Origin of the sequence: Actinoplanes subtropicus, assembly GCF_000721705.1 — a bacterium.
In the GTDB taxonomy this organism is placed as follows: Bacteria; Actinomycetota; Actinomycetes; order Mycobacteriales; family Micromonosporaceae; genus Actinoplanes; species Actinoplanes subtropicus.
This window is the reverse complement of sequence record NZ_JOJL01000036.1, coordinates 91861-112324: the sequence shown is the minus strand read 5'-3', so window position 1 is coordinate 112324 and position 20464 is coordinate 91861. Positions and strand designations below refer to the sequence as shown.

The following is a 20464-nucleotide window of genomic DNA, read 5'->3' as shown; positions in this document are numbered from 1 at the left end:
GCCGGAAGAGTGGGGGCATGCCCACCCCCGGACTGGACGGCTACGCCCCGGCGTGGCTGAAGCCCGAGCACGCGGACCTGGCCGCGCTGGCCCGCGATTTCTTCACCGAGCAGGTGCTGCCGCACGCCGAGCGGCTGGAGCGGCAGGGCCACCCGGACCGCGAGCACTACCGCCGCGCCGGCGAGCTGGGCCTGCTCGGCCTGAGCGTCCCCGAGGAGTACGGCGGCGGGGGCGGCGACTTCACCCACGAGGCCGTCCTGCTGCACGAGCAGGCCAAGTGCGGCGAGGGCAGCCTGGGCCTGGCTGTGCACAGCGGCATCGTCACCGGCTACCTGTGCCACTACGGCACCGAGGAGCAGAAGCGGCGCTGGCTGCCCGGCCTGTGCGGCGGCGACCTGGTCGGCGCGATCGCGATGACCGAGCCGGGCGGCGGCTCCGACCTGCAGGCGATCCGCACGAAGGCGGTGCCGGACGGCGACGACTACCTGGTCACCGGCTCGAAGACGTTCATCACCAACGGCGCCCTGGCCGACCTGCTGATCCTCGCCGTCAAGACCGACCCGAGCCAGGGCGCGGCCGGGATCAGCCTGCTGGTCTGCGAGCTCGGCGACGACCGGCCCGGCTTCAAGCGCGGCCGGCTGATCGAGAAGATCGGCCTGCACGCGAACGACACGGCCGAGCTCTTCTTCGACGAGTTCCGCGTCGCAAAGGACAACCTGCTGGGAGCCGAGGGCGCCGGGTTCTTCCAGATGATGGCGCAGCTCCCGCAGGAGCGCCTGGTCATCGGGGTGGGCGCGGTCGCCGTCATGCAGCGGGCGGTCGAGCTCGCGGTGGCGTACGCGAAGGAACGCACCGCCTTCGGCAAGCCGCTGATCGCCCACCAGAACACCCGGATGGTCCTCGCCGAATGCGCCACCCGTACCCGCGCCTCGCGGATCTTCCTCGACGACTGCATCGCCCGGCACAGTCGTGGTGAGCTGGACGTGCCGACGGCGGCCATGGCCAAGCTGTGGCTCACCGAGGGACAGTGCGAGGTGGTGGACAAATGCCTGCAGGTCTTCGGCGGGTACGGCTACACCACCGAGTACCCGATCGCCCGGATGTACGCGGACGCCCGGGTGCAGAAGATCTACGGCGGCACCAACGAGATCATGAAGGAGCTGATCGCCCGTGTCCTCTGAAGCTTTCGTGTACGACGCGGTCCGCACCCCGAGAGGTAGGGGCAAAGCCACCGGCTCGCTGCACGGCGTCAAGCCGATCTCGCTGGTCACCGGCCTGATCGACGCCGTCCGAGAGCGCAACCCGGGGCTCGACCCCCGGGCGATCGACGACATCGTCCTCGGCATCGTCACCCCGATCGGCGAGCAGGGCGGCGACCTGCCCCGCGCCGCCGCCCTGCTGGCCGGCCTCCCGGAGACCGCGGCCGGCGTCCAGCTCAACCGCTTCTGCGGCTCCGGCCTCGAGGCGGTCAACCAGGCCGCGGCCCGCATCCGCGGCGGCTGGGAGCACCTGATCCTGGCCGGCGGCGTCGAGTCGATGTCCCGCAACCCGATGGCCTCCGACGGCGGCGCCTGGTTCCTCGACCCGGAGACCGCCCTGGCCACCGGCTTCGTCCCGCAGGGCGTCAGCGCCGACCTGATCGCCACCATCGAGGGCTTCTCCCGGGACGACGTAGACGGGTTCGCGCTGCGCTCCCAGGAGCGGGCCGGCAAAGCGGCCGCAGCCGGACATTTCGCAAAAAGCCTGATTCCGGTACGGGACGCGAGCGGCCTCACCATTCTGGACCGCGACGAGCACGCCCGCCCCGACACCACCCGCGAGGGACTGGCCAAGCTCAACGCGTCCTTCGCGATGATCGGCGAGGCGGCCGGCTTCGACGCGGTCGCGCTGCAGAAGTACCACTGGCTCGAAAAGATCGACCACGTCCACCACGCCGGCAATTCGTCCGGAATCGTGGACGGCGCGGCACTTGTCGTGATCGGCTCCGAACAGGCGGGTGAAAAGGCCGGCCTGACCCCGCGCGCCCGAATTGTCGCGGCGGCGGTCACCGGCGCCGAGCCGACGATCATGCTGACCGGGCCGATCCCCGCGACGCGTAAGGCCCTCGCAGTAGCAAATCTCGAAATATCTGACATCGACCTTTTCGAGATCAACGAGGCCTTCGCCGCCGTGGTGCTCAAGTACGAACGCGACCTCGGGCTCGACCCGGAGAAGGTCAACGTCAACGGCGGCGCGATCGCCCTGGGCCACCCCCTCGGCGCGACCGGCGCGATGCTGCTGGGCGCCGCCCTCGACGAGCTCGAACGCCGCGACCAGCGCCGCGCCGTCGTCACCCTGTGCATCGGCGGCGGCATGGGCGTCGCGACCGTGATCGAGAGGCTGTAGATGATCCGCTACGACCGGGACGCGAACGGCGTCGTCACGCTCACCATGGACGACCCCGACCAGTCCGCGAACACCATGAACCCGGCGTACGTCGCGGCCATGACCGCCGCCCTGGACCGCCTCGAGGCCGAGCGGGACGAGGTCACCGGGGTCATCGTGACCAGCGGGAAGACCACGTTCTTCGCCGGCGGCGACGTGCCGATGATGGCCACCGCCACCGCGGCGGACGCTCCCCGGCTGCGCGACCTGCTCGGCACGATCAAGAGGGACCTGCGCCGCCTGGAGACCTACGGCCGGCCGGTGGTCGCCGCGGTCAACGGCGCGGCGCTCGGCGGCGGGCTGGAGATCGCGCTCGCCTGCCATCACCGGGTCGCGCTCGACGCCCCCGGCACGCGACTGGGCTTCCCCGAGGTCACCCTGGGTCTGCTGCCCGGCGCCGGCGGGGTCACCCGTACCGTACGCAAGCTCGGTCTGGCTCCGGCTCTGACGACGTGGTTGCTGACCGGCCGCCGGATGCGCCCCCAGGACGCCCAGGAGAACGGGCTGGTCGACGAGATCGCGGCGACCCCGGCCGAGTTGATCACACGCGCCAAGGATTGGATCGGCAAAAACCCCGGCGCGGCCCAGCCGTGGGACCGGCCCGGCTACCGGATGCCCGGCGGCACGCCGGCCACGCCCAAGCTCGCCGCGCAGCTCCCGGCCTTCGCCGCCACCCTGCGCAAGCAGCTCAAGGGCAACCGGCTGCCGGCGCCCGAGGCGATCCTGGCCACCGCCGTCGAGGGCGCCCAGGTCGACTTCGAGACCGCCCAGCTGATCGAGACCCGGCACCTGATCACCCTGCTCACCGGGCGGATCGCCAAGAACATGATGGGCGCGCTCTTCTTCGACCTGCGCGCGGTCAACGGCGGCCTGGCCCGCCCCCGCGCCGAGGTGCTCCCGGCCACCAGGGTCGCGGTGCTCGGCGCCGGCATGATGGGCGCCGGGATCGCCCAGGCCTGCGCCCGAGCCGGCCTGGAAGTGATCGTCAAGGACATGACCCCCGAACTCGCCGCGAAGGCAGCGGGCCCCGGCATCCGCACCACCGCCGACGTCGAGGACCTGCGCGGCTGCGACGTGGTGATCGAGGCGGTCTTCGAGGACCCGGCGCTCAAGGCGAAGGTGTTCGCCGAGGTCGAGCCGGTGCTGGCACCGGGCGCGCTGCTCGCCTCGAACACCTCCACCCTGCCGATCACCGGGCTCGCCGAGTCGGTGAGCCGGCCCGCCGACTTCATCGGCATGCATTTCTTCTCCCCGGTCGGCAAGATGCCGCTGCTGGAGATCGTGGTCGGCGAGCGGACCCGGGACGAGGCGGTGGCCCGCGCCTTCGACCTCGGCCGGCGGATCGGCAAGACCCCGATCGTGGTCAACGACGGGCGCGGCTTCTTCACCAGCCGGGTGATCGGCAAGTTCCTCGACGAGGCGCTCGGCATGCTGGCCGAGGGCGTGCCCGCGCCGTCGATCGAGCAGGCCGCGCTGCAGGCCGGATACCCGACCGGGCCCCTGGCATTGGCCGACGAGGTGAGCATCAAGCTGGTCCAGCGGATCCGGCGGCAGTTCGAGGCGGCGGCCGGGGCCGGGTTCGTCCGGCAGCCGTCGCACGACCTGGTCGACGCGATGGTGGACCAGCACGATCGGCCCGGGCGTGCGGGTGGGCGCGGTTTTTACGCGTACGCGGACGGCAAGCGCACCGGCCTGTGGGACGGCCTCGCCGGGCTGGCCACCGACGAAGGCCGCGCGATCCCGTTCGCGGACCTGTCCGACCGGTTCCTGTTCGCCGAGGCGCTCGACGCGCGGGCCTGCCTCGCCGAGGGGGTGCTGCGCACCGAGGAGGACGGCAACGTCGGCTCGATCCTCGGCATCGGCTTCCCGGCCTGGACCGGCGGCGTGCTGCGCTTCGCCCACCAGCACGCCGACTTCCCGGGCCGGGCCGCCGAGCTCGCCGCCCGCTACGGCGAACGATTCGCGCTCACATGACCGGCCCGCTGTCCGGCGTGAAGGTGGTCGAGCTGGCCGGGCTCGCCCCCGCGCCGTTCGGCTGCATGCTCCTGGCCGACCTCGGCGCCGACGTGGTCCAGGTCGACCGGCCCGGCGGTCCCGGCGCCCCACCGACCCCGCTGCGCCGCTCCCGCCGCACGGTCACCCTCGACCTCAAGACCGAGGCCGGGGTCGCCGAGTTGCTGCGCCTGGCCGCCCGCGCCGACGTGCTGGCCGAGGGCAACCGGCCGGGAGTCGCCGAACGCCTCGGCTTCGGTCCCGCCACGATCGAGAAGATCAACCCCAGGCTGGTGTACGCGCGAATGACCGGCTGGGGTCAGCACGGTCCGCTCGCCGAGCGGGCCGGGCACGACATCGACTACATCGCCCTGGCCGGCGCCCTCGAGCCGATCGGCCGGGCCGGCGAGCGCCCGCACGCCCCGCTCAACCTGATCGCGGACTTCGCCGGCGGCGGCATGCTGCTCGCCGTCGGGGTGCTCGCCGCGCTGCTCGAACGCGAGCGGTCCGGGCGCGGGCAGGTCGTCGACGCGGCGATGGTGGACGGGTCGGCGCTGCTCACCACGTTCCTGCGCGGGATGATCGACGGCGGCGGCTGGCGCGGGGCCCGGGGGGAGAACGTGCTCGACGGCGGCGCGCCGTTCTACGACACGTACGAGACCTCGGACGGCGGCTTCCTGGCGGTCGGCGCGATCGAGCCGGCCTTCTACCGGGCCCTGCTGACCGGCCTGGGCCTGGCCGACGCCCCCGACCTGCCCGGCCAGCACGACCGTACCGGCTGGCCCGCGCTCCGCGACCGGTTCGCCCGGACCTTCGCGACCCGGACCCGCGACGAGTGGGCCGCGGTATTCGCGGGCAGCGACGCCTGCGTCACCCCGGTGCTCTCCCCCGCCGAGGCGCCGGCCCACCCGCACAACCGGGCCCGGGACACGTTCGTCGAGGTCGAGGGCCGCCCCCAGCCCGCACCCGCGCCCCGCTTCGGGCGTACCCCGGCCGCGGCGCCCCGGCCGGAGACCGCCGTCACCGTCGCGGAGGTCCTGGCCGGCTGGTGAGATCGCTCAAGTGGGCGCCGCCACCGTCGATCTTTGGGGGGACCAACCCGGATCTCCCCCAAAAGGCAGACAACACCATGCGGAGCTTGCAGAACATCGGGGTCGCCAAGCGGCTGGGCCTCATCGTCGGCGCGGGGTCCGTCCTGCTCGCCTCGCTCGCCTGCATCAACCTCTACAGCCAGAGCACCGTCGCCGCGCAGAGCAAGAAGATCACCGGCCTGCAGCAGGGCCTGGCCGCCCTGCACCACCTGGACACCCGGCAGAGCGAACTGAAGGTCGACGCCTACCGGTCGCTGCTCGGCCAGGACGTCACCGGCGACGTCTCCGACGACGTGCAGTCCTCCACCGACGCCCAGGACGCGGTCGCCGCCTCCGGCCTCAGCGCCGACATGCTGGCCACGTTCGCGTCGATCCGGCCCGACTTCACCGACTTCAGCAACTTCATCACCCAGTTCGCCAAGGACGCCCAGGACAACCGGGCCGCCGCGGTCAAGCGGATCGGCGAGATCGCCGACAAGAACCACAAGACCGACGACGAGCTGGGCGCGCTCACCGACCAGGCCACCGCTGCCGCCGAGGCGCAGCAGAAGAAGATGGACTCCACGGTCGCCTTCTCCCGGCTGCTCGCCCTGATCGTCGCCCTGATCGGCCTGCTCCTCATGATCGGCTTCGCGGTCCCGCTGGCCCGCTCGATCCTCAAGCCGGTCCGCCGCCTCGGCGTCGTGATCGAGGCCCTGGCCAAGGGCGACCTCACCGTCCGCAGCGAGATCACCAGCCGGGACGAGCTCGGCGCGATGGCCGCCAACCTGGACAGCTCGCTCGAGGGCCTGCGCCAGTCGATGGGCACCATCGCGGCCAACGCCGACATGCTGGCCGGCGCCTCCAGCGAGCTCTCCGCCGTGGCCGGCACCATCGCCGACGCGGCCGGCGACACCAACGCCCGCACCGCCTCGGCCGCCGCCGAGGCCGACGAGATCTCCCGCAACGTCCAGTCGGTCGCCGCCGGCGCCGACGAGATGGGCCTCGCGATCCGCGAGATCTCCCGCAACACCAGCGAGTCCGCCCAGGTCGCGATGTCCGCCGTCGGCGAGGCCGCGCGCGCCACCGACACCATCCGCCAGCTCGGCGAGTCCTCGGCCGAGATCGGCAACGTCATCAAGCTGATCACCGCGATCGCCGAGCAGACCAACCTCCTCGCCCTGAACGCCACCATCGAGGCGGCCCGCGCCGGCGAGATGGGCAAGGGCTTCGCGGTGGTGGCCAGCGAGGTGAAGGACCTGGCCCAGGAGACCGCGAAGGCGACCGAGGACATCGGCGCCCGGGTGGCCGCCATCCAGCAGGACACCAGCGGCGCCGTCGAGGTCGTCAACCGGATCTCCGAGGTGATCGGCCAGATCAACGAGTTCCAGACCACGATCGCCTCGGCCATCGAAGAGCAGACCGCCACGACCGGCGAGATGAGCCGCAGCATCGGCGAGGTGGCGAGCGGCTCGAACCGCATCGCCCAGAACATCGCGGACGTGTCCACCGCCGGGGCGACCTCGGCCCAGGGCGTGGAGCAGACCCGCCAGGCCTCCAACGAGGTGGCCCGCACCGCCGAGGAGCTCCGCAACCTGGTCGGCGGGTTCACCTACTGAGCTTTGATTCCCCCGAGCGGCGTCGCACCGGCCACGGATGGCAGGTGCGGCGCCGCGCTATGTCGCTCCGGGTCCTGCCTCGTTGACCCGCTCTCCGGCCGCCGATAGCATGCGATCGATCTGTAAGGCGGTTTGCCCATCTTGGGAGCGCGGTCGTGGTCGGCATCGTGCGTCGCAGGCTTGCCCTGATGGTCGTCGGGGCCATGGGCCTCGCCATCCTCCCGGCCGGCACCGGGTACGCCCACACCGCGGACAAGAGCCGGGCCGTGGCGCCGGCGGGTCCGGTGACCCTGCGGTCGGGCTGGAAGATCCAATCGTCGGCGGTGGCCGGCGGCGACGGTGCCGTCATCTCGGACCCGGGCTACCCGACCGGCGGATGGCTGCCGATCTCGCAGCCCGAGACGCTGATGGCCGGCCTGCTGGAGAACGGCCGCTACCCCGACGTGCTGCGCTCGAACAACCTGGCGTCGGTGCCGACCGCTCAGTTCGCCGTGAACTGGTGGTACCGCGAGGCGCTCACCCTGCATCCGCGCCCGGGCCGGCACACGTCGCTGATCATGAACGGGGTGCTGTCCCGCGCGAACCTGTGGATCAACGGCAAGAAGGTCGCCGACCAGGCCGAACTGCAGGGCGCCTACTCGCGCTTCGAATACGACATCAGCCCGTACGTGCGCGACGGCGCCAACGCGATCGCGCTGGACGTCTACCGCAACGACTCCACCAACCGCACCGGCTATCTCACGCTGAACATGGTCGACTGGAACCCGGCGTCGCCGGACAACTGGACCGGACTTCAGTTCGCCCCGCAGCTGGCGCAGGACGGCGCGGTGTCGATCCGCGACGCGCACGTCGTGCAGGCGAACGCGGCCGACCTGAGCAGCTCCGACCTCACCGTGAAGGCGGATCTGCGCAACAACTCCGCGGCGGCCCAGTCGGCCGACTTCGCCGCCACCATCTCCGGCGACCGGCGCATCACGGTCCACAAGAGGGTCTCCGTGCCGGCCGGCGCGACGGTCGCCGTGAGCCTCGGCCCGGCCGACTTCCCCCGGTTGCACTTGCGCCGTCCGGCGGTGTGGTGGCCGTACCAGATGGGTGCTCAGCCGCTCTACCACCTGGCCGTGACGGCGACCGTGGGCGGCGAGGTGAGCGACCACTATGCCGGGGACTTCGGCATCCGCACCGTGACCTCCAGCCTGACCCCCGTCGTGCCCGGCAAGACGCTCGGCGCGGCCGGCTACCGGCAGTACGCCATCAACGGCGTGCCCTTTGTCGTACGCGGCGGCGGCTGGTCCCAGGACCTGTTCCTGCGGTACTCGCCGCGCAACGTCCACGACCAGCTCGCGTACATCAAGAATCTGGGTCTCAACGCGATCCGCTTCGAGGGCAACTTCCCGCCGGACGACATGTTCCAGCAGATGGACCGCGCGGGCATCCTCTCCCTGCCGGGCTGGCAGTGCTGCAACAAGTGGGAACAGTCGTCCACCCGGTGGAACGCCGAGATCAAGGCGAGCGCCGCCGACCAGGCGGCCAACGTCGCGCGATGGCTGCGCGACCACCCGAGCGTGCTCACCTTCTACCAGGGCAGCGACAACGAGCCGGACGCCGCCAAGGAAGCGATCTACCTCGGCGCGTTCAAGGCGGCCGACTGGGCGACACCGCAGATCGCCTCGGCCGAGTACAAGGCATCGGCGCAGCTGGGCGAGTCCGGCAACAAGGAGGGCCCGTACAACTACGCGCCCCCGGCGTACTGGTGGGAGTCGGGCCCGGTGATGAGCAATCCGGACGACGCCTTCACCAACGCCGGCGGCGCGTTCGGCTTCGACACGGAGACCAGCCCGGGCAACACCGTGCCGACCCAGGACTCCCTCGACCGGTTCCTGACCGCCGCCGACCAGAACCAGATCTGGGACCCGAGCAGCACCGCCGGGCCCGGGACCGGCCCGGACATCTTCCACACCAGCCCGTTCGACGACTACACCTCGATCGGGCGGATGGGGCAGTACAACACGGCCCTGTGGAACCGCTACGGGCACTGGTCGGACATGGCCTCCTACCAGGCCGCCGCGCAGGCCGGCGGGTACGAGGCCACGCGCGCCGAGTTCGAGGCGTACATCGGTCACGCGAAGGACCCGGCCAACCCCAGCACCGGCGTCATCTACTGGCAGATGAACAAGGCCTGGCCGTCGCTGCAATGGGAGCTGTACGGCTACGACCTGGACCAGTCGGGCGTGTTCTTCGGCGCCAAGAAGGCCAACGAGGCCGTGCACATCATGTACTCGTACGACAACGGCTCGATCAAGGTCGCCAACCTCACCGGCCAGACCCGGCGCGGGCTGCGCGCCAAGGCCGAATTCATCGACCTCGACGGACGCGTACGGGGGGCCGCCCGGGCGGACGTCGCCCCGCTCGCCGGCCAGGACGTCCGGACGGTGCTCACCCCCACCGTCCCGGCCGGGATCTCCACCACGTACTTCCTGCGGCTCACGCTGAGCCAGGGCGACAAGACCGTCAGCCGCAACGTCTACTGGCTGTCCACCACGCCCGACAAGATCGACTGGGCGAACACGATCGATCAGGGCAGCGGCGCGGCCTTCGAGCCGGGCGGCTACGCGGACCTGACCGGGCTGCGGTCGCTCGGCCCGGCGTCGGTGCGGGTCCACACGACGACCTCCCGCGACGGCGGCAACGACGTGACCCGGGTGACCGTGACGAACGTCAGCAGCCGCCCCACGCCGGCCTTCCTGACCCGCGCCGACATCCGCCGCGGCACCGCCGCCGGGACCCCGCTCGCCGGCGACAACCAGGTGCTGCCGATCCTCTGGAGCGACAACGACATCACGCTGTGGCCCGGCGAGAGCCAGACCATCACGGCCACCTATCGGCACGACGACCTGCGGGGCGCCCGCCCGGTCGTCACCGTCTCGGGCTGGAACGTGCTGGCATAGGTGACGCCGCCACGATCGCGAAGAACGTTTGGGCTGTTCGGCGACGGGTGATCGGTTCGAATCCGTGTCTGATTCGACGCCTGCCGGATGCCTGTCCGCCATCCGAACTGTTCATGATCACCTTCAGCGCGCACCTTACCGGTGCCCGCGGAAGGAGGACACGAAAAATGCGCATCATCCTCGGCCGAACCCTGGCCGTGACCCTTGCCGCCGGCGCGGTCGTCGCCGTCGCGGCCTGCTCTCCGCCGCAGAAGAAGGACTCCTCCTCGTCCGGCAGTGGCGCGGCCACCGCCACCAGCGCCGCCGATCTCGGCGGCATGGACGCACTGGTCGCCGCGGCCAAGAAGGAGGGCCAGCTCAACGTCATCGCGCTGCCGCCGAACTGGGCGAACTACGGCGCGATCATCAAGGCGTTCGGCGACAAGTACGGCATCAAGGTGAACTCGGCCCAGCCGGACGGCGCCTCGCAGGACGAGATCAACGCCGCGAACCAGCTCAAGGGCCAGGACAAGGCGCCCGACGTGTTCGACCTCGGCGGCGCCGTCGCGACCGCGAACACCGCCATGTTCGCCCCCTACAAGGTCGCCACCTGGGCCGACGTCCCGGACTCGCTCAAGGACGCGAACGGCGCCTGGACGAACGACTACGGCGGCTACATGTCGATCGGCTACGACAGTGCCAAGGTCCCGGCCCCGACCTCGGTGGCCGACCTGCTCAAGCCGGCGTACAAGGGCAAGGTCGCGCTGAACGGTGACCCGACCCAGGCCGGTTCGGCGTTCGGCGGCGTGCAGATGGTCTCGATCGCCAACGGCGGCACCGCCGAGGACATCGCCAAGGGCGTGGACTTCTTCGGCCAGCTCAAGAAGGCCGGCAACTTCCTGCCGGTCGACCCGACCGCGACCACCATCGAGTCCGGCCAGACCCCGGTCGTCTTCGACTGGGACTACCTGAACGCCGCCGAGTCGGCCAAGCTCAAGACCTGGAAGGTCTTCGTGCCCTCGAACGCCGTGCTCGGCTCGTACTACGTGCAGGCGATCAACAAGGGCGCCCCGCACCCGGCCGCCGCGCGTCTGTGGGAGGAGTACCTCTACTCGGACGAGGGCCAGAACCTGTGGCTGAAGGGCGGCGCCCGCCCGGTCCGCGCGGACGCCATGCAGAAGGCCGGCACGCTCGACGCCGCCGCGTTCGCCGCGCTGCCCAAGGTGGACGGCACCCCGGTCATCCCGACCCAGGAGCAGAACACCGCCGCCAAGACCTACCTGACCGCGAACTGGGCCAAGACCGTTGGCTGAGGTCGCCACCACCACCGCCCCGCAGACGGCAGCCGCTCGCCGGTTCCGTCTGCGGGGTGCCGCACCTCTGGTCGGCACGGTGCCCTTCTTCGCGTACGTCGCCATCTTCTTGATCATTCCGACCCTGGTCGTGGTGATCGGCGCGTTCGCGGGTGACGGCGGCGGCGTGACCGTCGCCAACGTCAAGGCGCTGACCAGCGGGTACATCATGGACGCGTTCGGCCGCAGCATCCTGCTCTCGGCGGTCAGCGCGCTGGTCGGCGCGATCCTCGGCGCATTGCTGGCCTACGTGCTGGTCACCGCGAAGCCGCGCGGCGTGCTGCGCCGGGTGGTCACCGCGGCGGCCGGCGTGCTCGCCCAGTTCGGCGGCGTCACCCTGGCCTTCGCCTTCCTGGCGACCATCGGCCTGTCCGGTTTCGTCACCGTCTGGCTGCACGACCATCTGAGCTTCGACCTGTACGCCAACGGGGTGTGGCTGTTCGAGCTGCCCGGCCTGATCCTGGTCTACACGTACTTCCAGATCCCGCTCATGGTGATCGTCTTCCTGCCGGCGCTGGACGGCATCCGCCCGCAGTGGCGCGAGGCGACCGAGAGCCTCGGCGGCACCACCTGGCAGTACTGGACCAGGGTGGCCGGACCGTTGCTGGCCCCCGCCTTCCTCGGCTCCACGCTCCTGCTCTTCGCCAATTCCTTTTCCGCGTACGCCACGGCCGCCGCCCTGGTCAGCCAGGGGAGCCCGATCATCCCGCTGCAGATCCGCAGCGCCCTGACCAGCGAGGTCGTGCTCGGCCAGCAGAACCTCGGCAAGGCGATGGCGCTCGGCATGGTGGTCGTGGTGGCCATCGTGATGGCCCTGTACGCGCTGCTGGAGAGGAGGACCGCGAAATGGCTGGGGTGAACGCGCGCCGGGCCCGCAAGCAACGCGTACTGCGCTGGGCGGTGCTCCTCGTGCTCGGCGTCTTCTTCCTGCTCCCGCTGGTGGCGATGGTCGAGTTCAGCACCCGCGACCCGCAGACCTGGCCGCTGCTGGTGAACTGGTCGAAGCTGTCCGACGCCTACCCGGACCTGGCCGACGGCATCGTCGCGTCGCTCGAACAGGCGGCGCTGACGGCTCTGCTGATGCTCGTCCTGCTCGTTCCCACCGCGATCTGGGTACGCCTGCGTCTGCCCCGGCTGCGGCGGCTCATCGAGTTCCTCTGCCTGCTGCCGCTGACCATCCCGGCGATCGTGCTGGTGGTGGGGCTCGCGCCGGTCTACGCCTGGGTCGTGTACTTCCTGGGTGGCTCGTCGCTGACCCTGGTGTTCGCGTACACCATCCTGGTTCTGCCGTATGCCTACCGATCGATCGACGCGGGGCTGGCCGCCATCGACGTCAAGACGCTCGCGGAGGCGGCGCGCAGCCTCGGCGCCGGCTGGACCACGGTGATCGTCCGCGTGGTGCTGCCGAACATCCGCACGGCGGTGCTCTCGGCGGCGTTCCTGTCGGTCGCGCTGGTGCTCGGCGAGTTCACCATCGCGTCCCTGCTCAACCGCACCAACCTGCAGGTCTCGATCGAGTTGCTCGGCAAGAGCAGCGCCACCATGTCGGTCGCCGTCTCGCTGACCGCGCTGCTGCTGGCGTTCGTCCTGCTCCTGCTCCTGTCCCTGCTCGGCGACCGCCGAAAGTCCACAAAGGAGCCCGCATGACCGGCGTGGCCGTCCACCTGAAGGGGCTGCGCCGCACGTTCGGCACGGTGCACGCCCTCGACAATCTCGACCTGTCCATCGCGGCCGGCGAGCTGGTCTGCCTGCTCGGCCCGTCCGGCTGCGGCAAGACGACCGCGCTGCGCGTGCTCGCCGGCCTCGAGGACGCCGACGCCGGCCAGGTGCTGGTCGGCGGCTCGGACGTCACCGCGCTGCCGGCCAACAAGCGCGACATGGGCATGGTGTTCCAGGCGTACAGCCTGTTCCCGCACCTGACCGCCCTGCAGAACGTCGAGTTCGGGCTCCGGCTGCGCGGCCGTAGGCGCGTTCCCGGCCGCGCCGCCGACATGCTCGAGCTGGTCGGCCTCGGCCAGTTCGGCGCCCGCTACCCGCATCAGATGTCCGGCGGCCAGCAACAGCGGATAGCGCTTGCCCGCGCCCTCGCGATCGAGCCGGCCGTGCTGCTGCTCGACGAGCCGCTGTCCGCCCTCGACGCGAAGGTGCGGGTGCAGCTGCGCGACGAGATCAAGCGGATCCAGAGCGAGGTGGGCACGACGACGCTGTTCGTCACCCACGACCAGGAGGAGGCCCTCGCGGTCGCCGACCGGGTCGGCGTGATGCGGGCCGGCAAGCTGGAGCAGCTGGCCTCCCCCGCCGACGTCTACCAGAAGCCGGCGAGCGCCTTCGTGGCCGACTTCGTGGGCCTGAGCAACCGCTTGCCCGGGGTCGTGGACAGTTCCGGCATCTCGGTTCTGGGGACAACGCTACCACTCGTGTCCGCGGCCGCCCCCGGCCCGGCGACCGCGCTGGTGCGCCCCGAGGCGGTCTCCGTGTCGGCCGACCCGTCCGGCGACGGACGGGTGCTGACCTGCAGTTTCCTCGGCCCGACCAGCCGCGTCACGGTGGCCGTCGGGGAGACCCTGGTGATCGCCCAGGTGGCCAGCGGCCTGGTCCCGTCACTCGCCCCCGGCACCGCGGTCAGCGTCAGGCTCACACCGGTGCCGGTGGCGCTGGATATGTAACGGAATTCGCATTTGCCCCTCCCAGGGACCAAGCATTTCGTACGGTCGGTAACCGTGCGCAAACTGCTCGCCGTCCTGTTGGCCCTGGTCGTCCCGGCAACCGTCCTGCCGGGGCGACCCGCGGCCGCCGCTTCCTCCGTCTGGCACGTCGTCGCTCCCGGCGAGACCATGGGCAGCATCGCCCGCGACTTCGGCCTGAGCGCCGAGGACATCGGCCGCTGGAACCAGATCGTCGCGCCCTACCCGGTGCACGTCGACGAGACGCTGCGGCTGACCCCGCCGGTCTCCCCGCTGCCGCCCTGGCACACCCGGATCGACCTGGTCACCCCCGCGATGGTGAGCTGGAACCCGGCCCTGCACTGCCCCGTCCCGCCGTCCGCGCTGCGCCGCGTCTGGGTCTCCTACATCGACCTGCAGGGCGCCTACCACGACGGCAGCATCATCGTGCACCGCGACGTGGCGGTACGCGTGCAGAACATCTTCCTGACCCTGTTCCGCTGGCGCTACCGCATCATGGCGATGGCCCCGATGTCGGTCAACATGCCCGGCGAGACCGACATGGGCATCGTCACGGCGGGCTACAACTGCCGCCCGGTCGGCGGCACGGACGTCTGGTCGGAGCACGCCTACGGCACCGCGATCGACATCAACCCCCTGCAGAACCCGATGATCCGCGGCGGCTCGGTCTCGCCGGCGGCGGGCCGGTACTACCTGGACCGGAGCCGCTACCTGATCGGGATGATCCACCCGGAGGGGGCGGGCCGCGCCTTCACCGGGAACGGCTACTTCTGGGGCGGCCAGTGGCGCAACCTGAAGGACTACATGCACTTCAGCGTGACCAACCGCTGACCGCCCGGCTCACTTGTCGAGGGACGAGCGAGCGGTTTCCCTGGCCGCCAGGACGGCGATCACGGTGAGCGCGGAGGCGATCGCCAGGTAGGCCGTGACCGCGAGCAGGTTCGGGTTCGCCGTGTCGCCGAGCAGCTCGAGGGCGATGATCGGGGCAGGGGCGCCGGCCAGGATCGAGGCCAGCTGGTAGCCGACCGAGGCGCCGGTGTAGCGGACCGTCGTGCCGAACAGTTCGGCGAAGAAGGCCGCCTGCGGCGCGTACATCAGGGCGTGCAGGACCAGCCCGACCACCACGGCCAGGGTGATCGGGCGGCCGAGCGGGTGCCGACCAGCCTGAGGAACGGGTAGATCCACAGCGCCACGCCGATCGCGCCGGCCAGGTAGAGCGGGCGTCGGCCGATCCGATCGGAGAGCGACCCGATCAGTGGGATCAGCGCGAACTGCACGGCCGAACCGGTCACGAGCGCGGTCAGGATCGTGCCCTTGTCGGCCGGCTTTCCCGCGTACGTGGTCAGGAAGGTGATCGAGATGACCGGGAACAGGTAGTACGCGATTGTTCTCGGCCAGCCGCATGCCGATCGCGAGCACGACCTCCCGCGGATGCCTGCGCACCACCTCGAGCAGCGGCCGGTGCTCACGGCCGGCCAGCGAGGCGCGCGCCCGCCGGAACAGGGGCGATTCCTCGACCGAGAGCCGCACCCACAGCCCGGTCAACACCAGAACGGCGCTGAGCAGGAACGGGATCCGCCAGCCCCACGCGTCGAACGCCGCGTCCGGCTGGACGAGCGCGAGGACCCACAGCACCGCGGTGGCGAGCAGGTTGCCCAGCGCCACGCCGGCCTGCGGCCAGGACGACCAGAAGCCGCGCCGGGCGTCGTCGCCGTGCTCGGCGGCCATCAGCACGGCGCCGCCCCACTCGCCGCCGACCGCGAAGCCCTGCACCAGCCGGCAGCCGAGCAGCAGCAGCGGGGCGGCGAGGCCGATCGACGCGTACGTGGGCAGCAAACCGATCGCGATCGTCGCCAGGCCCATCATGAGCAGCGAGACGACCAGCATCCTCTGCCGGCCGGCCCGATCGCCGAAGTGACCGAACACGACGCCGCCGAGCGGCCGGGCGACGAACCCGAGCGCGTACGTGCCGAACGCCAGCAGCGTGCCGGTGACCGGATCGGACTTCGGGAAGAACTGCGACCCGAAGACCAGCGCCGCGGCCGAGCCGTACAGGAAGAAGTCGTACCACTCGACGGCGGTGCCGACGAGCGAGGTGAACACGACCCTCACGATGGCGGTCCCGCGGGAGCGGACGGCCTTCTCCTCTGATGTGGACATCGGGCTCCTCTCGGCGCCGGCCGCCGGGGCCAGGAGAGGCGACCGTATGACGCACGACACATCCGGACCCATGGATCGGCGGCCCACATTGCGGGCGGCCGGTGTGTAGGCGAGCTACGCCACCGATCGCAGCGACACCTTCACATGTGTCGATGTCCCATGCCGGGCCGCGGCCGGGTGGCTGCCGCACACGTGGTTCCACTCCGGCCGGCAGCCCGATCCGCGCACGATGGACGAAGGGCGGCCGCTCAGACGGGCGGCCGCTCAGACGGGCGGCCGCTCAGACGGGCGGCCGCTCAGACGGGCGGCCGCTACCCCGGCCGTGCCCTACCCGGCCGGGGTAGCCGCCGCCGGGAGCGGGCGGGCCGAGCCGTACGTGGTTCCCGCGTTGTCGCGTTCCAGCCAGCCGGTATCGACCAGCATGCGGCGCACGCTCGCCACGTCATCGGTGACCGCGGACAGCCGCCGGTTGATCTCGTCCTCGTCGTACAGGCCGTCGAGGGCGAGGAAACGGGCGAACAGCTCGCCGATCTGCTGGTAGCGGTCGGACATCGTGGGCGGCAGCGCGGTCAGCCGGCCGTGCGCGAAGAAGCCGCGGAGGTTCGGATACTCGGCCAGCAGCGGGGCGATCGGCTGCAACCGGTCGACGGCGACCACCGCCTGGCGGACCGCGTCCAGGTCGGCCCGGTAGATCCCGTTGCCGGTGCCGGTGGCCAGGCCGGCCCCGGTCAGCCGGGCGCACGCCTCCCCCGCCTGCTGCACCGGCACGTCCAGGGTGTACGCAAGCTCGGCCAGGGTGGCGCCCTCCTTGCCGCGGCGCACCAGCTCGGCGAAGGCCGCCAACCGCGGCGGCGCGGAGAGCTGGGCGAGGATCTCGGCGGCGCGGGCGGCATCGGCAGAAGCGGACATGCCGCCACCCTATGGAGGGTGACGGCACGTCCGCAGCCGGTTTTTCTCACCCCTGGTCGGCGACGAACGCGGACACCCAGGAGAGCGCCGCGTTCCAGTTGATCGCCTCCTCGTTGGTCGACCAGGACTGGATGTCGTCGATGTAGCAGAACTGTGCCACGCAGCCGGTGAGCTTGCCCTGCGCGTACGGGTCCTGAATGGACGAGTTGGCGCCGCCGGCGAGCGTGCCGTTCGGCGGGTGTGGCAGCGTCGGGTCGAGCTCGTGCGCGTACCAGCGGCTGTGCTCGTTCTGCGAGCTCACCTCGCCGTAACCGGTCACGTACGACTGGTTGAGGGCGTTCCGGCCCAGCACGTAGTCGACGCCGGCGAGCACCGAGTTCCGGTACTTCGGGTTGCCGGTCAGCGAGTAGGCGCCGGCCAGCACCACCAGGTTGTTCAGGATGATGCTGTTCGAACCCCAGTCCCACATGTTGTTCGCCGGGGCGTACGGAACGCCGTACGCCTGCGCCTTCTGAACGGCCAGATACTTCTGCGCTCCGGCGACCACCGATGCCTTGACGGCCGAAAGCCCCGGCAGGTGGTTCGGGACCAGGGCGAGATCGAGCCGGCCGGCGGCGGCGGTCGACGCCCAGTCGAACGCGCCCGCTCCGAAGATGTCGGCGGTGTGGTCCGGCGAGGCCAGGACGTCGGTCCGGTAAGCCTTTTCCCCGGTGGTGAGGAACAGCTCGGCCGCCGCCCAGTAGAACTCGTCGGTCACGTTGTCGTCGTTGTACGCGCCACCGCCGGTGCCGTCGCTCGCCGGCGCGTACCGGGCCGGATTCGCCTTGGCCGCCGCGTAGGCGGTGCGCGCCGCCCGCAGTGCCCGCGCCGCGAAGGCCGGGTCGTACTTGCGGTAGATGCGGGCGGCCTGCGCGGCCACCGCGGCCAGGTTGAGCGTCGCCGCGGTCGAGACCGGGTGCAGCTCGCGCGGCTGCGGGTCCTGCGCGGGCAGCAGCGGCAGCCCGGTCCAGTTCTGGTCGTGCACCTTGTGGTGGACCATCCCGGCGTCCGGCTCGCCCGCCGGCACCTGCATCTCCAGCAGGAAGTTCAGCTCCCAGCGTGCCTCGTCGAGGAGGTCGGGCAAGCGGTTTCCGCTCTCCGGGATGTTCAGATTCACCGTGCGTACGCCGGGCGAGCGCTCGAACTCGTTCAGCAGCTCCCACGTGGAGATGCCGCCGTTGACCACGTACTTGCCATGGTCCCCGGCGTCGTACCAGCCGCCGCGCACGTCGAGCCGGTAGTCGCAGACGCCGGCCTGGCAGGGAACGTTCCCGTCGCCCTGGTTCGGCGCGACGTCGACGTGCCCGGCCGCGCGACCGTAGCCCGGCCGCAGCGCGTCGTCGATCGCGATGCCGCTGCGCTGGGTGTAGTAGAACTTGAGCGCGTCGGCCCGAAGCGACCGGTAAGCCCCGGAACCGATGTCGAACGGCCGGCTGGTCTCGCCGTCCGCCGTGATGGTGTAGCCGGTGCCGGCACGCGTGAACCGGCCGAAATCGATCGTCTGCACGTTCTGCCCGGACGAGACGTCCACCCCACGCGGCGTCGACGTGCCGCGCGCGACGACCCGACCGGCCGCGTCGTTCAACTGCCAGGGCAGCGCGGTGGTCGCGGCGGTCACCACGGTCGCGGTCTTCGGGCCGTCCGGCAGGTACGCCACCTGGTTGACCCGCACCCGCGGGCCGGTGTCCGGCACGTACACCACCGGCGGAACGCCCCCGACCAGCGACACGTTGTCCAGGCAGAAGTGCCACGGGTCGGCGCTGCCGCCCAGTTGGAAGGCGACCTGACCCTGCGTGGTGCCGGTGCTCGCGGTGAAGGTGGCCGAGTAGTGCGTCAGTCCGCCGAGCGTCGGCGACTGCTCGAAGTAGGTGTCGTACGGGCTGACGGCGAGCCCGACGATCGCCCGGACCACGTGGCCCGCATTGCCGGAGGCGTCGAAGCTGAAGCGGTAGGACTGTCCGGCGACCAGGGGCAGATCGTTCTGCCCGATCGCGACGTCCCAGCGGTTTGTCGTGCCGCCGGGCACGTCCACGCAGGCCTGCCCGCCGGTCAGGGTCATCGGCATACCCGCGGTCGACCAGAACGGATCGGTGGTGCCGTCGAATCCGCCGTTCTTGACCTGCTCGACCTCGTCGGCCGAAGCGGGCCCGGCGGCGCCGAGCGTCAGAAGCGACGCCGCGACCAGGACGGAAACAATTCGGGAGCGCTCCCACAAAGGCATGCTGACATATTGATGGTGGCCTTTGTCCGGTGTCAACGCGCGCCGAACGGCGTGTTCACGGCCGGGGCTCGGGCGAACCCCGGCCGCGAACACGCCTCCCTAGGAGTGTCAGTTCGTGAAGACCGACGGGCTGCCGTCGACCGAGGTGTCCTGCACCGGCGCGTACGTGGCGGTGAAGAAGCCGGAGCTCGGGCAGAGCGACGAGCCGGACGTCTTGCTGAACGCCTGGTCGGTGAAGGCGATCGAGTTGTCGGTGTTGGACGTGACGCCGCTGATCGAGCCGTTGGTCGCCTGGTAGACGCAGGTGATCGAGCCCAGGATCGTGCCCATCGACAGGGTGGTCTGGATCGGCGCCGTGGCGGTGCCGGTCACCGTGACGGCGCCCGTGGCGCTGTCCACCGTGGTGCCGTAGGGCAGGTTGTTGACGGTCACGCTGTTCACCTTGGTCACGCCGAAAATGTTGGCGGTGCACGAGGAGAACGTGTGCGCGGTGGTCGACTCGGTGGCCACGCTGGGCGCCGCCGGGTTGTCGACGACGGTGGCGGTGAAGGCCGACACGGCGCACTTGACGCCGGTCGAGCCGCCGGCCGCGGTGGCGAAGTTGGCCGTGGTGCCGGCCGCCACCGAGGCGTTCAGCACGTCGCCGTCGGCGACGTTGGTGCCGGCGGTGCCGGCGGCGCCGGTGGTGAGCACCGAGGCCGGGTCGTCGGCCCGGGCCGGTGACGCCGTCAGGGCCAACGCAAGGGCCGCGAGCGCGGCGATCGGGGCGGTTCTGGACGCACGCATGGGTGTTCCTCCCTCTCGAGGACGGTACGCACCCGGCGGGCTCCTGCGGGGGGAGGCAGAGGACCTTACCGGATGATTAAGTGCGGTCGATGTATATGCCCGAAGCTACTGGCGAGTCAACCCATTCGACGCGGATCTTTACGCGACCCGAAATCCCAGGTAATTACCCCTTGACCGGACCGATACCGAGCGGTAACTTCGGGGCGCTGCATAGACCTGCGACATTTTCCCGGCCATTGTGGCTGAGCTACAAAACAATTCCGCCAGATTGTCTTCGATACACA

15 protein-coding genes are annotated in these 20464 nt (G+C 71.0%); 11 read left to right on the top strand and 4 right to left on the bottom strand.

Annotated features, from left to right (window positions below; genetic code table 11):
• The first annotated feature begins 17 nt into the window (after positions 1–17).
• The 11 genes from IH26_RS0140595 (at position 18) to IH26_RS0140545 (ending at position 14896) form a co-directional block, all read left to right on the top strand.
• Complete coding sequence (locus tag IH26_RS0140595) at positions 18–1181, top strand: acyl-CoA dehydrogenase family protein (RefSeq protein WP_030441611.1); 1164 nt, start codon at positions 18–20, stop codon at positions 1179–1181.
• Positions 1171–2385, top strand: coding sequence for an acetyl-CoA C-acetyltransferase (locus IH26_RS0140590; RefSeq protein ID WP_030441610.1), 1215 nt, complete (start codon positions 1171–1173; stop codon positions 2383–2385). Before IH26_RS0140595 ends, IH26_RS0140590 begins: the two co-directional genes overlap by 11 nt.
• Positions 2386–4398: a 3-hydroxyacyl-CoA dehydrogenase NAD-binding domain-containing protein gene (locus tag IH26_RS0140585; RefSeq protein ID WP_030441609.1), complete on the top strand. Its 2013-nt coding sequence runs from the start codon at positions 2386–2388 to the stop codon at positions 4396–4398.
• A complete protein-coding gene (locus tag IH26_RS0140580) occupies positions 4395–5468 on the top strand; it encodes a CaiB/BaiF CoA transferase family protein (protein ID WP_030441608.1) in 1074 nt (357 codons plus the stop codon). Before IH26_RS0140585 ends, IH26_RS0140580 begins: the two co-directional genes overlap by 4 nt.
• Positions 5469–5545: 77 nt before the next feature.
• The gene (locus IH26_RS0140575) at positions 5546–7105 is read left to right on the top strand and encodes a methyl-accepting chemotaxis protein (RefSeq protein ID WP_030441607.1); all 1560 of its coding nucleotides are present in this window, start codon (positions 5546–5548) and stop codon (positions 7103–7105) included.
• Positions 7106–7293: 188 nt separating this feature from the next.
• Positions 7294–10050 (top strand): glycoside hydrolase family 2 protein, encoded by a 2757-nt coding sequence (locus IH26_RS0140570; protein ID WP_030441606.1) that lies wholly within the window; start codon positions 7294–7296, stop codon positions 10048–10050.
• A gap of 167 nt (positions 10051–10217) precedes the next feature.
• A complete protein-coding gene (locus IH26_RS0140565; protein WP_030441605.1) occupies positions 10218–11342 on the top strand; it encodes an ABC transporter substrate-binding protein in 1125 nt (374 codons plus the stop codon).
• Positions 11335–12240 (top strand): ABC transporter permease, encoded by a 906-nt coding sequence (locus tag IH26_RS0140560; RefSeq protein ID WP_051809395.1) that lies wholly within the window; start codon positions 11335–11337, stop codon positions 12238–12240. Before IH26_RS0140565 ends, IH26_RS0140560 begins: the two co-directional genes overlap by 8 nt.
• Entirely contained in the window at positions 12228–13028 is an 801-nt protein-coding gene (locus IH26_RS0140555) for an ABC transporter permease (protein ID WP_051809393.1), read from the top strand. Before IH26_RS0140560 ends, IH26_RS0140555 begins: the two co-directional genes overlap by 13 nt.
• Positions 13025–14047, top strand: a complete 1023-nt coding sequence (locus tag IH26_RS0140550; RefSeq protein ID WP_030441602.1) for an ABC transporter ATP-binding protein — start codon at positions 13025–13027, stop codon at positions 14045–14047. The genes IH26_RS0140555 and IH26_RS0140550 overlap by 4 nt, the downstream gene beginning before the upstream one ends.
• Before the next feature lie 54 nt (positions 14048–14101).
• Positions 14102–14896, top strand: a complete 795-nt coding sequence (locus tag IH26_RS0140545) for a M15 family metallopeptidase (RefSeq protein WP_030441601.1) — start codon at positions 14102–14104, stop codon at positions 14894–14896.
• Between the two features lie 9 nt (positions 14897–14905).
• Here IH26_RS0140545 and IH26_RS54600 read toward each other — a convergent pair whose 3' ends face one another.
• From IH26_RS54600 to IH26_RS0140525, 4 genes are all read right to left on the bottom strand, one after another.
• On the bottom strand, positions 14906–16225 hold the full coding sequence (locus IH26_RS54600) for an MFS transporter (protein WP_245665908.1): 1320 nt from the start codon (positions 16223–16225) through the stop codon (positions 14906–14908).
• Positions 16226–16552: 327 nt separating this feature from the next.
• The gene (locus IH26_RS0140535) at positions 16553–17134 is read right to left on the bottom strand and encodes a DUF2087 domain-containing protein (protein WP_030441600.1); all 582 of its coding nucleotides are present in this window, start codon (positions 17132–17134) and stop codon (positions 16553–16555) included.
• Between the two features lie 46 nt (positions 17135–17180).
• Positions 17181–19394 carry a glycoside hydrolase family 9 protein gene (locus IH26_RS0140530; protein ID WP_030441599.1) on the bottom strand — a complete coding sequence of 738 codons (2214 nt, stop codon included), beginning with the start codon at positions 19392–19394 and terminating at the stop codon, positions 17181–17183.
• 108 nt (positions 19395–19502) lie between these two features.
• The gene (locus IH26_RS0140525) at positions 19503–20180 is read right to left on the bottom strand and encodes a hypothetical protein (protein ID WP_030441598.1); all 678 of its coding nucleotides are present in this window, start codon (positions 20178–20180) and stop codon (positions 19503–19505) included.
• Between the last annotated feature and the right edge of the window lie 284 nt (positions 20181–20464).